This window comes from Microcoleus sp. PH2017_24_DOB_U_A (genome assembly GCF_020738205.1).
In the GTDB taxonomy this organism is placed as follows: Bacteria; Cyanobacteriota; Cyanobacteriia; order Cyanobacteriales; family Microcoleaceae; genus Microcoleus.
Genome location: NZ_JAEQCT010000018.1, coordinates 1 through 15,793, shown reverse-complemented (window position 1 = coordinate 15,793; position 15,793 = coordinate 1). Strand labels below are relative to the sequence as shown.

The following is a 15,793-nucleotide window of genomic DNA, read 5'->3' as shown; positions in this document are numbered from 1 at the left end:
CAAGTTAGACAAAAAAGGAATGAAGTCCTGACTACAAACTTTTATTAATTTCTCGCCGATCGCGCGGGCGACAGGGTGTTCCCGTGCAAACAAAGCCGGCTGGCATATTTTCAAACACGCTGCTGCGAGCTCCGATTAAGGCATTTGCACCGATCGCAACACCAGGGCCAATGAAACAGTCGGCGGCAATCCAAACGCCGTTATTAATGATAACAGATGCTGTTATTAACCCAAAGGCTGGGTCTTGGGGGTCGTGAGTGCCGGTGCAGAGGTAACTTTTTTGAGAAATGACGCAGTGTTTGCCGATCGCAATTCGATCCAAACTGTACAATACAACATCATCTCCGATCCAACTATAATCACCGATTTCAACTTTCCAAGGATAGGTAAAACGAGCCGTAGGGCGGATAATTACCCCAAAACCTATTTTCGCACCAAATAACCGCAACAACGCGCTTCTGATGCTATTACAAGGATGTGGAGTGAGGGGAAATGCGATCGCCTGCACGAACCACCAAAGCAAAATTAGCCAACCAGGCCTGCCGCGATCGAAATTTGATTGGTTGTACAGCCGCAAATCAATTAAAGATTCGCCTGTTAAAATATTTGGTTGGTTGTCGCCAATTGGACGATCGTTGATTTCAGGATTTGGGGAATTTGCGATCGGATGCGGCGGTTCCGGGTCGGGACTTGGCGTATAATGAGTCATCTAATGTTTGATTGAAAATCGAGTTTAGCTGTAAGGATTGCTGCATGATATTTCCAGTTGGGGACAATTTTAACTCTGAAAACACCAAGAATCTCGCACAATGCGACAATCCCAATCCCAGAATTGCCAAAGTGCGACTTTTACAAACAGCTTTGGTACTGCTTAGTAGCTTTTTTGTAGCAGAGTTAATCGCCGCCATCAACTCTCACAGTTTATCCCTATTGGCAGATGCTGGTCATGTTTTGTCTGATGTAGCAGCTTTAGCGATCACATTAACTGCGACTTGGTATTCGTCACTAAAAAGCAGTAAATCGGTGGATTGTGCGATCGCGCGATCGGCAATTCCTGCACGGGGAGAAATCATAGCAGCCTTAGTTAATAGTATCAGTTTAGTAGCGATCGCGCTTTGGATTGCAGCAGAGTCGATCGCCCGTTTGCAGTCCCCAACCCCGGAAGTAGAAGGACTCCCGATGTTAATTACCGCAATTGTCGGTTTAAGCATCAACTCAATCAACGCTTGCTGCTTGCATTCCTGCTGTCACGGCGACTTGAACCTCAAAAGCGCCTTTCTGCACGCAGTCGCCGACATATTTTCGTCGGTTGGAGTAATTTTAGCTGCGATCGCCGTCGCGTGGCTACACTGGAATTGGGCTGACGGATTAATCAGCTTGCTAGTATCAGCATCAATCATTTTATTAACTCTACCATTGCTAATTGAAAGCATCCAGTTGCTGCTAGGAAATGTATCAGCAATATCTGCAATTCAAGAACCTTGTGATTGCGAAATAGTGAGCGCCGAAAAATTGCTGTTCCCGTCCCTCGAAGAACTAATCAAATAATATCTCCTCATCTGCGTTCATCAGCGTATATCTGCCACCATCTGCGGTCAAAAATACCAATTAATTAATTGAGCAATTTCTTGTGTAACCTTATGCTAGAATTTCATCACCAATCATATTGGTTATATACTAAAAGCAGACGGTACTCGGATACCACTAAACTACGGTGAAATAAAGATTAAGAAAACCACAGGTAAATATCATGTCATACCTCGCACAAGACCCCGCACAAGCTACTAAAATCAGTTCGGAATCAGAGCAAGAGACTGAGTGGGAGTTTGCGGAAATTTGGGCTGATACTCTGATCTCTCCTCCTTATATCCTGATGTTAGTTAAGGAAAAATCAGGAAGTTTTTGCATTCATAATCCGGCACAAAACTATAAAGTTATTTTTTCTAGTGATAATTACGAAGCTGCTAAAATGTGGCTGCTAGAGGATGAATATGAGCGTTTGAATAGTCGCATTTTACAAGAAGTATAAAGGGACTCGCGCACCATCTTTAGAAACCGGGTTTTTTCCCATCTCTTCGCCTGTCACCAAATATTCTCGCAAAAACCCGGTTTCTGGCACTCGTGCACGATCATGAATGAAAACCGCGCCAAAGCCTAATTCATTTAGACGGTTTAGAAGGTTCGGGACTTATAATTAACAATTGATCGCCTGATTGACTTTGTTGAATGGCAATCACTAGCGGGCGAGCTTTCTGTTTTTTTTGCTGTTCTGTTGTTAAATCTGGAAACAAATAAATCCAGTTTCCTCTCTCCAAAAGCAACCGCCAAACTCTAGGTTCTTTTGGGTTATTGATATCAGTATAATCTCTTTTGCTCAAATCTGTAAATCGACCTATATCGCCGATCGCTTTAAATTCTTTTGAATTGAGTCGAAGGCTAACATCATCTGGTTTTCTGCCTAAAGCAATGTTATCTTTCTTGGCGATTAAAGTGACGGCAGGTAAAGTCGAAGTTTCGCCTGCATCGCGTCGGGCATCGACAATACCTTGGTTGCGAGCAGACCAAAACAATGTTAGCAATACCAAACTAACGATAATAATTTCGTTGACGAGAGATCGCACCAATTTGATCGAGCTAAATCGATTTATATTAAATTGTTGCCAAGACATCAATGGGTGATAAAGCCACGGAGTTCTTGTTACACGAGCCGAGGAAGAAAACCTGATAACTATCCAATTGACTATAGCATAAACTTTCCTATTTACAATATCAAATAACCACAAAATGTGGTAAATTGCTAGAGCTGTTAGCAGAAGCACCAGTAAACTTTTGAGTGTCGTCCAGGGGTTAGCTAAAAAAACCTGAATCGGTACTATAAAAAACGATTCTACTGGTAAATCGAGGGTCATTACCTCTAGCTGAAAGTAGTAAAAATAAGACCAGCGATAAATCCAGCCCGTGAAAAACAAAGCTGTACCAAGCAAGCCAACAATACTGGCAAAGTTACCTAAAATATTCGGTTCTGGAGTCGGTGGAGGAGGCGGGGGAGTCGGTTGGGGAGAGGCAGTCACGGAATTACCTTTAAAAAATGTACGGAATTACCTTCAACAGAGGTGAACTAAAATTTTATAACGGTAGCGGAGTTAACGCTTACCATTGAAGGGGGTTTAGGGAGACTATGAAACGCAACACACTTTCATTTCTAATTGTAACACTTTTTACAGTAACAACGGGTATGGCAGCACAAGTTAATGCTGCCAGCCAGCCAGTCCAGAAACAGAATTTGGCATCCGTACAAGCACAATCTAACGCTAGCCAGACAGTACCCATAAAATTACTGACGCAAGCACAAATTGTGATGAAAGGGGGGGACAAAAGAGACGGTCAAGTTGTAAAAATTGATCAGAAAGTGCAAAAATTATGGATACAGGCATCGGGCCAACAGCGATCGATCCCCTTGAACCAAATTGATAAAATCATGTTTCCCAAAAGTACGCCGCCGCCTATCAGCAATCGGGGGCTAGTTATGCGGTCTGGTAAATTCAAATGGAATGGCATTCCCATGAATGCTTTTGAGCTGAAAGATGCTGCTAAAGGTCAAGCTGTGGTGAAATTGGGGCCGCCTGTCGTTAATCGGGAGCAATTGCAGTACATTTTGGAAATACAAAAAGACAGGCAAATTGTCGTCGATGAAATTCGATTTAATGTGCAAAAAAAGACGATGACAATTTTAGCGACTCCTATCCGCAGGACTTAATTCATGCAGATTGAAACCGCGTCTACACAAAAAATGTCCGCGCAACGCGAGACTAATACAAAATTCGGCTGAAATATCCCGTTTATTTCTTAGTCTGCGGAGGCAGACTTCGTTTTTGTAGCTGCGGTTTTAACCGCCGAATCACTCTCTGGCGGCGACAAACTAGGCTCAGATCCTGCCACATTCAACTGGCCGCCGCAAGAGCGCAATTCGTACAGTTTTGCATTAATTTGATATTCATACTGACTCAATAACCTTGCATAAATATAGCCAGCTTTTCCATCCAAAAAGCCGAGCTGAATAAAGTAAAATAAAATAAATCTGAGGAGTGGTTTCAAAGGCAGCCGCACCCAAACTTTTTTGAGAAATCGCTTCCGCTGCACTGCATCTCCAAATAAGTGAGCGCCAATAGTGCCGCTGTCATCGCGCCCTTCAATAATATTGTAATAAACGCGGGCTTCCCAATTTGAATATCTGTTGTGCCGTTCTATCCAATGAAATAAATCGCGATAATCCTCGTGGATCATATCATGTTTTAAGTAGCCGACTTGACCTGCTAAAATGACGTGTTCGTGAACTTCGTTGTCACCTGTGTTGGGGACGGATTCAGTGCCGAGATTTTCGTAACGGCCTTTTTGATGCTTGAACAAACGCAAATTCCAGTCGGGATATCGGCCGCCGTAACGCAGCCATTGACCTAAAAAGAAGACTTTGCGGTTGAGGTAGTAGCCGTCAAAATTCGGATCGGCGATCGCCCGCGCGATTTCGTCCCAAAGTTCCGGGGGTATGCGCTCGTCGCAATCGACAATTAAAACCCATTCGTTGCGAAAGGGCAGGTTGTCCAAAGACCAATTTTTCTTTTTCGGCCAGCGGTTGTCGAAGTAGAATTGTACTACTTTGGCACCGCTACTGATGGCAATTTCTACCGTGCGATCGCTGCTTTGGGAATCAACCATGAAAACTTCATCTGCCCTGGCAATGCTGGCCAGACACGCAGGTAGATTAAGTTCTTCGTCTTTTGCCGGAATGAGAACTGAAACCGGAATCTTTGATGAACTAGATGTCATAATCGAGTGCTTGAACCTGAATGCGGTCGAGTTATTGTGGATGAAGTGCGATCGGCATGGTAGCGCCGACGACTTTAACAGCGAGGGATATTGCCTATAGCCTAATGCCTGCTGGTCGATTTCGGTGGAAAGATCAGGCCCTGAAGGGCTGCACTTAAATAACCGATTTGACCCCAAGCAAAAACGAAATTTTCAAAGCGCAGCCCTGGATCTCTAATGTATTTAAAAGACTTGTATACACCCCTCAGTATTCTTTCACCGCCCCGTCCAAGCTGAGCAATACCTGCTCGATCGGACAATTGTTCCCGATAACACTCGCTGATGCCTTGCCACCAACCGCGATCGAGAAACCAAGCTTGCTTGAGCCTTTCTACAGCCACATTGTGCAGAACCAGGGCCTCGGGCAGATAAACCACTTGCCAGCCTAACTCTAATGCTAATTCTGTCGCGCGCAATTCTTCATTTGACAGCAACTTTGTGCCGACTCTACCGAGTTTGACATCGAAGCCACCAATTTGTTCGAGAAAAGCACGCCGGATCGAGTAGTTTACACCCCTGGGAGTCAAACCGGCAGCAGTTACGTACTGGCAAGTATCCCCTAAATCGTAAACTCCCAAGTTTTGGGCCAATCCGGGCGATAGCCATTTGGGTGCACAGACTCCACAAGGCCACAGCAAGTTAACTTTGCCGCCGGCTACGGCTAGTTTTTGATTGCTTTGATAGGCGGCGTGCAGCACCCTGAGCCAATTCGGCTCAGCAATAGCGTCGTCGTCGAGATAAGCTAATATTTCGCTGCGAGCTTCCTTGGCGCCGGTGTTCCGCGCTACTGACAGACCGATTTTGGGTTCCCAGACATACTTGAGGCGGCAGTCGGAGAGTCTTGCTTCTACCACCTCGCGAGTGCTTGTCGTGGTACTTTTGGGGCTGGCATAATCGTTAGAACCGTTATCCACTACTACTACTTCAAAGTTATCGGGAAAATCTTGTACCAGCAAGCTGTCGATCGCCCCAGCTAAATAGCTGGCGCGATTGTGAGTGCAAATTATGGCTGATATCTGAGGTTTGGGCATGGGGCATGGGGCATTGGGCATTGGGAAGAAGGCCCGCGCAGGGCATTGGGCATTGGGGATAGTCTCTATTTTTTGCTTCTTTTCTTCTCTCTGCAAATTGGTAAGGGCGTAACTCACTTGCTGGAAAACGGCTATGTTGGGAAATTTGATGTAGTTATTCTGATATTGTCCTATCAATGCTATTATCGCCTAAAAATCATTGGTAATCAAACAAATAACTAATAACCAGCAACCAATAACCAGCAACCAATAACCAGTAACCAGTAACCAATAACCAATAACCAGTAACCAGTAACCAATAACCAGTAACCAATAACCCTTCGACCCTTCGACTACGCTCAGGGAACCGCAAATAACCAATAACCCTTCGACCCTTCGACTACGCTCAGGGAACCGCAAATAACAAATAACCAATAACAAATAACCAATAACCAATGACTAAAATAATCTTAGTAACTGGGCCGGCTCGAAGTGGTAAAAGTGAATGGGCCGAAACTCTGGCTGCTGCTTCGGGAAAACAAGTAATCTATGTGGCTACTGGCATGGTTGATGAAACAGATTTGGAGTGGCTGCGCCGCCTCGAACAACACCGAAATCGCCGCCCGGTTCATTGGAAAACTCTAGAAGTGCCGATCGACTTACCGACATTTGTCCGCACTGGTAAACCATCGGATTGCTTGTTAATTGATTCCCTCGGAACTTGGACGGCGAATCTTTTAGAACAAGAAGCCACACTGTGGACTGCTGCACAGCAAGATTTGCTAGCGAGTTTGAAGTCAACTGCGGCCGATGCAATTTTTGTAGGAGAGGAAACAGGATGGGGTGTTGTGCCTGCTTATCCGGCGGGGCGGCTGTTTCGCGATCGCCTCGGCACACTCGTCCGTCAAATCGGGGCGATCGCCGATACTGTTTATCTCGCCACCGGAGGTTACGCCTTGAACCTGTCCGCTTTGGGTACGCCACTACCGCCCGCCAAGAATTAACAGACGGAAGCGCGATCGACTTTTAGAGCAAAAAGCTCGGTTTGCCCGCAGACAATTTTAACTAAAAATCAGCTATAATTATAATTAAGCTCGAAAACTCAAAAATCACATCAATCACTCCAAAAAAATACTCCATCGGGCAACCAGCACAACAATTTGACACCTAAAATAGTCGGCTTTTGAAAGAATGTCAAATATCAAATGTCTCTTGAGATAGAGATCAAATTTAAAGTTTAAAGTCTAAAATTACCAATGAATTGCAGGATTGAGTAAAAGCTATGGCATCAGAAAGTGAAGTCAGAAAATATATTGCTTACTGGTTTCAGTTAGGCAAAAAAGTATTTATTCGCAACGGTTCCGAAGCGCTGCTACCAAAATCGGTAATTGCGGGCGATCGCTACAGCAGGGAATTTGAAGAATGCTGGCAAAAAATCATCTCCTCCGACAGCGGAGACTCCTACCTGCAAGGCACCAACGAAACAATCGCCGAACTGCTGACACCAGCATGGGAAATCAGTCCCTGTGCGCGCTGCGCCATGCCCGTACCGTTGCGCGATGCTGGAATGCCGCCGGAGTTGTGTCCCTGTAACGACTTAGCCAACTGGCCCGATACCGAAATGCCCCGACCCCGATCGCCCGTCAGCACCAAATCGCAACTTTCAAGCATTCGCGATCGACTTCTCAGAACCGGCAGGGAGTGAAAATCGCGATAGGAGGGGAATCGGAGAGGGGGTGGCCAGAAATGGGGTTTTTCGCCAAAACAAGCGTTACAACCTTGGATACTCCACTAAAAAACCCGGTTTCTTTAGTCCTTTGCCAACTGACAACTGTCAACTGCCAACTGTCAACTGTCAACTGTCAACTGTCAACTGACTAACCAATTCGGTTTTCTCTATCTCACAATAGTGGCGAGAAGGCCACAAATTGTTACAATGTCTTTACAATGCTTCACACTAGGTCTGAGTTTATGGATGTCAAGACGGTATCGCCAGCCTCCCCGCCAACTTACTCAAATTCAGGGACTCACACTGCAATCGGCAATCTCAAAGAGGTAGAAACAGTTCCCCTGCAAGCAGTACAAGTAGAAATAGAAAGTCCCGCAGCGACTCCCGAACCGCTCAAATCAGCCAAAGATATCGCCTATGAGTTGGCAGGAGAAGCTGTGCGCTACGATCCAGTTGCGATCGCAGCCCAATACAAAAATCGCCCCCTGCAAGTCTGGAAAAGGCTGTTGAGCGTTGTTTGGACATTTTTTAGCTTCGCCTTCAGTTTGTGGTTTGACGGCAAAACAGGCCGCGTCGCCAAGAACCAAAAACGTCGCGCCGCCCGACTCAGAGACATTCTCGCCCAACTCGGCCCAGCTTTCATCAAAATCGGACAAGCACTTTCAACTCGCCCCGACTTAGTACCGCCGGTATATTTAGAAGAACTAACCACGCTGCAAGACCAATTACCAGCGTTTCCCAACGAAGTAGCATATCAATTTATACAAGAAGAATTGGGCGCACACCCCAAGGATATTTACGCCGAAATCACCGCAGATCCGATCGCAGCAGCATCCCTCGGACAAGTCTACAAAGGCAAACTCAAAACCGGCGAAACCGTCGCCATCAAAGTGCAACGACCCGGTTTAGCCGAAAACATCGGCTTAGATATTTACATCCTGCGGCGCGTCGCAGTTTGGGCGCAAAACAACTTCAAAATCATTCGCAGCGACCTCGCCGGAATTATGGACGAGTTGGGCGAGCGCATTTACGAAGAAATGGACTACACCCACGAAGGACACAATGCCGAACGCTTCGCCGAACTCTACGGGAATCTGAAGGATATTTACGTTCCCAAAATCTACTGGGAATATACCCGCCGCCGCGTCTTGACCATGGAGTGGATCACCGGCATCAAACTCACTAATTTAGAAGCCGTCAAGGCTCAAGGAATTGACGCTCCTTACTTAATTGAAGTGGGGGTGCAGTGTTCTCTCAGACAGCTTCTAGAACACGGTTTCTTTCACGCTGACCCGCATCCCGGCAATCTTTTGGCAACTCCTGACGGTCAGTTGGCTTATCTCGATTTCGGGATGATGAGCGAAGTCAAACCTTATCAGCGGTACGGCTTGTTGGAAGCTGTGGTGCATTTGGTAAACCGCGACTTTGAAGGTTTGGCCAGAGATTACGTGAAGTTGGAGTTTTTAACGCCAGACACGGATTTGACGCCAATTATTCCGGCTTTGGCTGGGGTGTTTAACAATGCTTTGGGTGCTAGCGTTGCCGAACTCAATTTCAAAAGCATTACTGACGAACTTTCGGCGGTGATGTACGAGTATCCTTTCCGAGTTCCCGCTTACTATGCTTTGATTATTCGATCGCTCGTTACGCTAGAAGGGATTGCCATTAATGTCGATCCAGAATTCAAAGTGCTGAGTAAAGCTTATCCTTACGTAGCAAAACGGCTGTTGAGCGACCCTGCACCGGAATTGAGAGCATCCCTGCAAGATTTATTGTTCAAACAAGGCGAATTCCGCTGGAATCGCTTAGAAAACTTGCTGAACAATGCCCGCGAAAGCGACGATTACGATGTGAGCAAAATCCTCAACCAAGCGTTAGAGTATTTATTTTCTCAAAGAGGAGATTATATTCGCGATCGGATTGTTGCTGAATTGGTGAAAAGTCTCGACACACTTTCGAGCAATGCTGTTGCTAACGCCAAAGCAGTCGTCGGCGAATGGTTTGGAGTCAAAGCAAATCAACCTGTAGTTTCACAAACCGAACAAAAAAACCTCGAACACATCAAGCGGATTTGGGATATTTTGCAATCAACTCCGGGTTTTGACGGCATGAAAGTATTGCAACTACTGCCGCAATTATTAGTGAAACCAGAAGTGCAGAATATGGGCCAGCAAGTCGTCGGCGGTTTAGCTCAAAGAGCAGTTGCTAGATTAATTCGCGAGTTTTTACTTTCCGAGAAACCGGCAGCTATTCCTGAAAATGGCAGCTATCCTCATACTTCGCCTCAATTGTCTTTGCCGGCGGCGAAGTAGTTAGATCGGGAGTTGGGAACCGCAGATGTTAGCGGATGAATACGGATGAACGCAGATGAAATGATATCAATTCCGGCTGCACCGTCAGGTGATGTTGACTGTAGATTGTAGACTGTTAACTGTTGACGGTTTAAACAATACCGATGCAACCGGAAACGATATCAGCTCATAGTGCGATCGTAAAAAAAAGAAAGTCCAGGCGCAACAATCAGATAAAAAAAGGTACGTAGTTGCGCTTAAGCGCTGTTCTATCTATGAAAGTCCAGGCGCAACAATCAGATAAAAAAGGTACGTAGTTGCGCTTAAGATCTGTTCTATCTATGAAAGTCCAGGCGCAACAATCAGATAAAAAAGGTACGTAGTTGCGCTTAAGCGCTCTTATCTTATATACAATAGTTCGGACAGTTTTAGCTTTGATATAGTGTCCGAAACCATTACTGGCTATGTAGTGGACTATTTTTTTAAGGTTTAAGTCGATCGCACTCGTTGCTTAAAATGCGTTAAAAATGGCAGGGCTTCCTCGCCATCGGCTTACAGGGCCGTTAAAAAACTGTCCGAACTATTTTTTTCAGAAAATAAACAAATTTATTGAATTAACCGCGCAACAATCGCCCTGCTTGTGCGTGCGCTATCATGGAAGGATTCACAGAAAATCCTCGATGGGGAGTCAACCTATGCAAGCAATCCTTTTAAGCCGTGAAGAAGTTGCGAAACGTGCCAAGCAATTGTATGAAAGCACCATCCGCGAAAAGGTAGAAGTGGAAAAGAACATCGGCAAGATGGTAATCATCGACATTGAGACAGGTGATTATGAAGTCGATAAAACTGGATTGCAAGCCTCCCGTAACCTTAGCAAGAAGCACCCAAACGCTAGACTATTTGGTATTCGTATTGGATATAACGTTGCTGTCTCATTTGGTGGTGTCATGGAGCGTGTATACAAGTGATTTCAGGGATTGTGACAAATAGACACGCAACAGTAACGCTGACTTTCTTGCTATCGAATGGCTCAAGCATCCCTATTGAGTTTGTGATAGATACAGGCTTCACTGGGGAATTATGTCTTCCTCTAGAGGCTGTTTTATTGATGGGCTTGACCTTTAGACACGACATTCCCGCAAATTTGGCAGATAATAGTGAAGTCTTGCTACCAATTCACGAAGCGATCGTCCTTTGGGATGGTGAAGAGCGAGAAGTCCTTGTCATTGCCACAGGAAGGCGACCTTTACTTGGAACTTCCTTGCTGGATGAGCAAGAACTTGTTATTCAGTTTACAGAAGGTGGGTTGGTGACGATCGATGAGTTGTAGCTGTCGTCAAGGTTGCAAGTACGCTCTTTCCTCTAGCTCGACAATTTACCATTTACAAGTTTGACAAAATTATGTCACTTTTTCTCACCGACAGGGCGATCGGGGTGGTTTATTCTTTGAGTTAAAGCAGACAACAAGCTGTTCAGAATGTTCGGAGTTAAACCGCAGATGTGCGGGATAAGCCAACTAGGAATAGTATTGTACCGCATCTGCGACACAATTATAAGTTAGACAGCTTAGGTATTGGTAGGGACTAACTTCAAGGTTGTCAGAAAATTAGGTAAAATTAACGTTAGATCCCCTACACCTATGGACAGATGGCATCTCCCCAATCAGAAAGCGTTGGTTATACCAGTAGGATAGATAGTCAAGCCCTCTATTTTGAGGGTGCAATTCTCTTACAGCGTCAACTTTTATCAACAGGCATCGAGCTTGCTCATTTTCGTCATTCATCGGACAGCATACCCACTGGTGTTGAGCAACAGCACGTCATCTTAATTCATACAGAGGTATCAGCGGGTACACAAGTAGAGCAAACCATTGATGGGCAATATCAGACGGCAGAAATGAGAGTTGGGGATGTTATTATCGTTCCAGCTCACTCTACATGCAGTAGTTCTTGGAATCGAGAACACTCATACTTGGCTCTCATGATTAAACCTGATGTGTTTGAGAAGCGGCTTAGAGAACACGTTGCGGGAAATTCGATTGAACTCTTATCCCAATTCATGCTTTCAGACTCACTGCTGTTTGGAGTTGGGAACGCATTAAAGCAAGAGTTACAAACCTCTGGACTCGGTGGACAACTCTATATTGATGCGTTGCTAGGAGCATTGTTTGCCCATCTATTGCAGTACTACTGTGCTCAGAAACCGATTCATGAATCGTATGTCGGTGGACTACCAAAGTATAAACTGCAACAAGTTGTGGATTACATCCATGCTCATCTCGATCAAGAGCTAGCTTTGGCTGATTTAGCAGCGATCGCCCAAATTAGTCCTAACTATTTCACCACGCAATTTAAGCAATCTATAGGTTTTGCGCCCCATCAATATGTGATTCGGCAGCGCGTAGAACGAGCAAAGAAGTTACTCGTCAATGGTGAAGAGAAAATTGCAGATATTGCCTATCAAGTTGGATTTACTCACCAAAGCCATTTGACTCGTCACTTTAAACGCTTGGTTGGTGTGACTCCAAAGCAGTTTCTTATTCAGCAGTAAGAATGTGCTAGGAAACGGAGAAACGTGCAAGAAACATTGAGGACAATGCTGTTGAATAGGATCAGTTGAGTTTAGAGGCTCTAAGATGACGCTTTATTCAATTGGCAATTGGCTTTTCCTGCTAGGTTCTCTCATTTTTACAGGTGATTCAGTTAGCGAAGTTTTTACAGATTGTTCACTACATTCAATTGGACATCTATTGGCAAGCCTCCTATTCACAACGGGCTGTATTCTCTTCCTCCAAGAACCAACTCAGCAAGAAGATTCCAAATCGTTGTGACAACACTCCTGGTTGACTGACAGAACTCCTGAAACCCTATTTACATACAAAGGTTTTTATTCATGATGAGGAATGATATTCCGCTGCTCTTAAAATCCTTCATAGCTTTTCTACATCCTGTGATTATGACAGCAGTTGTCACTGCTACCTTCTATGCTGCCTACTTTGGGGTACAAACAAGACGCACTCGTACAGCACGGAGCGAAGAGAAAAAAGAACTGGTAAAAAAGAAGTTCAACCTAAAGCACGCTCAAGTAGCCTCGATCTTGCTTTCAATGTGGGTAGTTGGTGGTGTTGGGGGAATGGCAGTAACTTATTATCTGTATGGGCAGTTGTTTTTTAGTCCTCATCTCATTGTTGGATTAAGTGTCATTTGTTTTGCTGCCCTTGCTGGCTCACTATCTACTTTCATCTATCAAGGCAAGAGTTGGGCAAGAGTTCCACATATCGCATTTGGCGTATTAATTGCTATTCTATCTATTGCTCAGGTTGTAACAGGGGTTAGCATTCTCATTCAAGATATGTTACCGGAAATGTTTGGCAAATAAGCAAATTGCAGTTGCCAGCCGTCTAACAAGTCGATGAAGCGGACGGTTGAGAGATTTTGGTGAGGTTATCAAGGTTTCCTACCGCCGCTTATCTTGGTCGTTAGATCGTTAGGTTATCTGTCAGGGGGCAATCGAAAAGTGTCGTTGGGGTGCGGTTTCCGAAGTGGGTTTGCATCACTGTTTAATGCGCGATCGCAAAGTTACTTGTGAAGATCCTGAGCCAATTGATCGGACTAATTGGTACAATAAATAGATGCTAGCGATCGCCCCCATGCGATAAGCTAACATCCCCAATACTTTCACCAATCCTCAAACGAGAAGACGATCGAATGCCATTGGCTGAACTCATGTTACAAATCCAGGAACTTCCAAAAATTGACAAGCTTCGGCTGATGCAGTTTCTTGCAACAGAACTTGTCAAAGCAGAGGATGCAAACTTCTTTGTTGCGAACCAAGAGTATCCTGTCTGGTCGCCCTACAATTGCTCTGAGGCTGCCAATGTTTTAATGAATCTTCTGGCTACAAAACAACAAGAACAGAATGGTGTAAAATAAAAGTCCGTTTGTTCTAAAACACGTCGGTGATGGATGATGCTTTATGTCTCACGCCGATCTCGACGATCGAGAAATTGTCCAACGCGGAAAAGCAATTTACGAGAATCAAATTCGTGCCAAAGTAGAAACTCAGGAAAATATTGGCAAAATTATTTCGATCGACATTGAAACTGGTGATTACGAGATTGACAGCGATTTACTGGCAACTTGTCGTCGCTTGCAGGCTCGGCATGAAAATGCAGTTCTTTGGACAGAGCGAATTGGGTTCAATGCAGTTTATGCAGTCGGTGGCACCTTAACAAGGACTGCACTGTGATTCACGGAACTGTTGTTGGGCTTCAAGCAAGAATCAATGTGATTCTGCGTCCCCCGGAGCGATCGGATGTTGAGATAGAGTGTGTTGTTTATACAGGCTTCGAGGGTGCTTTAACTCTTCCACCTGATAACGTATATTATGCTTGGACCCATACATCTTGTTTGTGTCGATAGCCTGATTCGTAATGTCTATGTATTGGCTGGGCCCGTAAAACTTAGTCATAATACATATACAACCCCATCCACTCCCCACAAACCATGACAGCCGCCGAGAAACTCCACCAGATCATCCAAACCAATAAATCTTCCCGTAAAAATTGTTAGAATTCAGATCGTTTCCTCGGAGCAAAATCATCCAATGCTAACCCTAGACCAGCTTATTTCCGAAGCAACTGCCCTACCCGATACCGCCAAGGCTATCCTCCTCGACAAGATCCTAGAAAGCATGACAGAACAGATCGATCAAGATGTTTTGAAGGAGGGCGTACAGAAAGCTCAAGACCGCATTGCCGAGATTGATAGTGGCACAGTCCAATCCATTCCAGGCGATGTTGCCTTGGCACAAGTTCGACAATTGCTAGGAAAATGAAATACGAATTTCACCCAGCCGCCCTGCAAGAATATGCAGAAGCTGTCCAATTCTTCGCCCAGCAAGACCGCCATCAGGATTTCATCGACACCATAGAAAACTCTATATTTCGGATCGTTGGCGCACCCGAACGCTGGCCGATTGTTGAAGGCCAAATTCGTCGGTATCTAACCCCCAAATTTTCCTATGCTATCTTGTATCGAGTTTATTCAGACAGGATAGCGATCGCAGCAATCATGAGTTGTCGTCGCGATCCCAGCTACTGGCAGGATCGTCTGTAACACTTCAAATTGACACACCTGCTCTTACCCGCAAAATAATCGCTAGATACTTGCTTGGGTAGAGCTAAAAAACACTAGGGATATTTATCGTAAATCTCACATCTCAAAGCTCAAATCGATCGAGATAATTTACGTAAGTTTACCAGATCGTGTCACTTTTTATCGAGTTGTGAGTTGGTATTATTAACTTTTGATTAATGGAGTATTGTGATGATAGCAGCACGAGATAACGATCGGCACTTTACACCGGAAGAGTATTTTGCTTGGGAGGAGCAACAACTGGAAAAGCACGAGCTAATCGATGGTCGGGTTTATGCGATGAGTGGTGGCACTAAAAATCATAGTGCGATCGCAATTAATTTCTTGTTGTTAATTCGCTCTCATCTGCGGGGCGGTCGATGCACTGTTTTTAATTCAGATTTAAAGGTTAACATTCTCAATACGCCCAACTATACGTATCCCGATCTAAGCGTGACTTGTGACGGGCGCGATCGCGAGAATGCTCTTTATATTACTTATCCCTGCTTAATTGTGGAGGTTTTATCGGATAGCACCGAAGCTTACGATCGAGGGAAGAAGTTTGAAAAGTATCGCCGCAACCCGAATATGGTTGATTATGTTTTAGTCAGTTCGGATGAAATAGCGATCGATATTTATCATAAAAATGAGGCGGGGGATTGGGTAATTTTGAGCTATCGGGAGGGCGAACGGGTTGAGTTTCAAAGTATCAATCTAAGTTTGCCGATCGAGCAATTATATGAGGAAATTATTTTCGATCGACAG

20 protein-coding genes are annotated in these 15,793 nt (G+C 44.8%); 16 read left to right on the top strand and 4 right to left on the bottom strand.

All coding sequences use genetic code 11. The features are described from left to right. Positions 1-31: 31 nt before the first annotated feature. Positions 32-709, bottom strand: a complete 678-nt coding sequence (hpsU, locus tag JGK07_RS02260; RefSeq protein WP_293223552.1) for a hormogonium polysaccharide biosynthesis acetyltransferase HpsU — start codon at positions 707-709, stop codon at positions 32-34. A 44-nt stretch (positions 710-753) separates the two neighbouring features. Here hpsU and JGK07_RS02255 point away from each other — a divergent pair, with 44 nt between their 5' ends. Together JGK07_RS02255 and JGK07_RS02250 are read left to right on the top strand one after the other, a co-directional pair. Then, positions 754-1,548 carry a cation diffusion facilitator family transporter gene (locus tag JGK07_RS02255; RefSeq protein ID WP_293223549.1) on the top strand — a complete coding sequence of 265 codons (795 nt, stop codon included), beginning with the start codon at positions 754-756 and terminating at the stop codon, positions 1,546-1,548. 202 nt (positions 1,549-1,750) lie between these two features. Further along, the gene (locus tag JGK07_RS02250; protein ID WP_293223546.1) at positions 1,751-2,029 is read left to right on the top strand and encodes a hypothetical protein; all 279 of its coding nucleotides are present in this window, start codon (positions 1,751-1,753) and stop codon (positions 2,027-2,029) included. A 130-nt stretch (positions 2,030-2,159) separates the two neighbouring features. Here JGK07_RS02250 and JGK07_RS02245 read toward each other — a convergent pair whose 3' ends face one another. Then, positions 2,160-3,071, bottom strand: coding sequence for a hypothetical protein (locus JGK07_RS02245; RefSeq protein WP_293223543.1), 912 nt, complete (start codon positions 3,069-3,071; stop codon positions 2,160-2,162). A gap of 107 nt (positions 3,072-3,178) precedes the next feature. On the opposite strand from JGK07_RS02245, the gene JGK07_RS02240 reads away from it, so the two are divergent. Continuing rightward, positions 3,179-3,757, top strand: coding sequence for a hypothetical protein (locus tag JGK07_RS02240; protein WP_293223540.1), 579 nt, complete (start codon positions 3,179-3,181; stop codon positions 3,755-3,757). Positions 3,758-3,846: 89 nt separating this feature from the next. Here the strand turns inward: JGK07_RS02240 and JGK07_RS02235 are convergent, their stop codons facing one another. Beyond that, the gene (locus JGK07_RS02235) at positions 3,847-4,785 is read right to left on the bottom strand and encodes a glycosyltransferase family 2 protein (protein WP_293223599.1); all 939 of its coding nucleotides are present in this window, start codon (positions 4,783-4,785) and stop codon (positions 3,847-3,849) included. On the opposite strand from JGK07_RS02235, the gene JGK07_RS02230 reads away from it, so the two are divergent. Then, the gene (locus JGK07_RS02230; RefSeq protein WP_293178845.1) at positions 4,712-4,924 is read left to right on the top strand and encodes a hypothetical protein; all 213 of its coding nucleotides are present in this window, start codon (positions 4,712-4,714) and stop codon (positions 4,922-4,924) included. The genes JGK07_RS02235 and JGK07_RS02230 overlap by 74 nt on opposite strands. A gap of 1 nt (position 4,925) precedes the next feature. Here the strand turns inward: JGK07_RS02230 and JGK07_RS02225 are convergent, their stop codons facing one another. Continuing rightward, complete coding sequence (locus JGK07_RS02225; protein WP_293178833.1) at positions 4,926-5,894, bottom strand: glycosyltransferase family 2 protein; 969 nt, start codon at positions 5,892-5,894, stop codon at positions 4,926-4,928. 434 nt (positions 5,895-6,328) lie between these two features. Here JGK07_RS02225 and cobU point away from each other — a divergent pair, with 434 nt between their 5' ends. The 12 genes from cobU to JGK07_RS02165 form a co-directional block, all read left to right on the top strand. Next, positions 6,329-6,877 carry a bifunctional adenosylcobinamide kinase/adenosylcobinamide-phosphate guanylyltransferase gene (gene cobU / locus JGK07_RS02220; RefSeq protein ID WP_293178740.1) on the top strand — a complete coding sequence of 183 codons (549 nt, stop codon included), beginning with the start codon at positions 6,329-6,331 and terminating at the stop codon, positions 6,875-6,877. A 278-nt stretch (positions 6,878-7,155) separates the two neighbouring features. After that, on the top strand, positions 7,156-7,578 hold the full coding sequence (locus JGK07_RS02215) for a hypothetical protein (protein WP_293178738.1): 423 nt from the start codon (positions 7,156-7,158) through the stop codon (positions 7,576-7,578). A gap of 266 nt (positions 7,579-7,844) precedes the next feature. After that, positions 7,845-9,914 carry an AarF/ABC1/UbiB kinase family protein gene (locus tag JGK07_RS02210; protein WP_293178830.1) on the top strand — a complete coding sequence of 690 codons (2,070 nt, stop codon included), beginning with the start codon at positions 7,845-7,847 and terminating at the stop codon, positions 9,912-9,914. A gap of 674 nt (positions 9,915-10,588) precedes the next feature. Next, a complete protein-coding gene (locus tag JGK07_RS02205) occupies positions 10,589-10,861 on the top strand; it encodes a hypothetical protein (protein ID WP_293178736.1) in 273 nt (90 codons plus the stop codon). A gap of 11 nt (positions 10,862-10,872) precedes the next feature. Beyond that, positions 10,873-11,223, top strand: a complete 351-nt coding sequence (locus JGK07_RS02200; protein WP_293223537.1) for a clan AA aspartic protease — start codon at positions 10,873-10,875, stop codon at positions 11,221-11,223. A 317-nt stretch (positions 11,224-11,540) separates the two neighbouring features. Continuing rightward, positions 11,541-12,443 carry an AraC family transcriptional regulator gene (locus JGK07_RS02195; protein ID WP_293219629.1) on the top strand — a complete coding sequence of 301 codons (903 nt, stop codon included), beginning with the start codon at positions 11,541-11,543 and terminating at the stop codon, positions 12,441-12,443. Positions 12,444-12,785: 342 nt separating this feature from the next. Then, positions 12,786-13,271: a DUF4079 domain-containing protein gene (locus tag JGK07_RS02190; protein ID WP_293187153.1), complete on the top strand. Its 486-nt coding sequence runs from the start codon at positions 12,786-12,788 to the stop codon at positions 13,269-13,271. 329 nt (positions 13,272-13,600) lie between these two features. Then, entirely contained in the window at positions 13,601-13,825 is a 225-nt protein-coding gene (locus tag JGK07_RS02185; protein ID WP_293187154.1) for a hypothetical protein, read from the top strand. Positions 13,826-13,868: 43 nt separating this feature from the next. Beyond that, complete coding sequence (locus JGK07_RS02180) at positions 13,869-14,141, top strand: hypothetical protein (protein WP_293187155.1); 273 nt, start codon at positions 13,869-13,871, stop codon at positions 14,139-14,141. Positions 14,142-14,498: 357 nt separating this feature from the next. Beyond that, the gene (locus JGK07_RS02175) at positions 14,499-14,729 is read left to right on the top strand and encodes an addiction module protein (RefSeq protein ID WP_293187156.1); all 231 of its coding nucleotides are present in this window, start codon (positions 14,499-14,501) and stop codon (positions 14,727-14,729) included. Further along, a complete protein-coding gene (locus JGK07_RS02170) occupies positions 14,726-15,010 on the top strand; it encodes a type II toxin-antitoxin system RelE/ParE family toxin (protein ID WP_293187157.1) in 285 nt (94 codons plus the stop codon). Before JGK07_RS02175 ends, JGK07_RS02170 begins: the two co-directional genes overlap by 4 nt. Before the next feature lie 210 nt (positions 15,011-15,220). Continuing rightward, positions 15,221-15,793 (top strand): Uma2 family endonuclease (locus tag JGK07_RS02165; protein ID WP_293219626.1); only part of this gene is annotated, 573 nt, incomplete at its 3' end.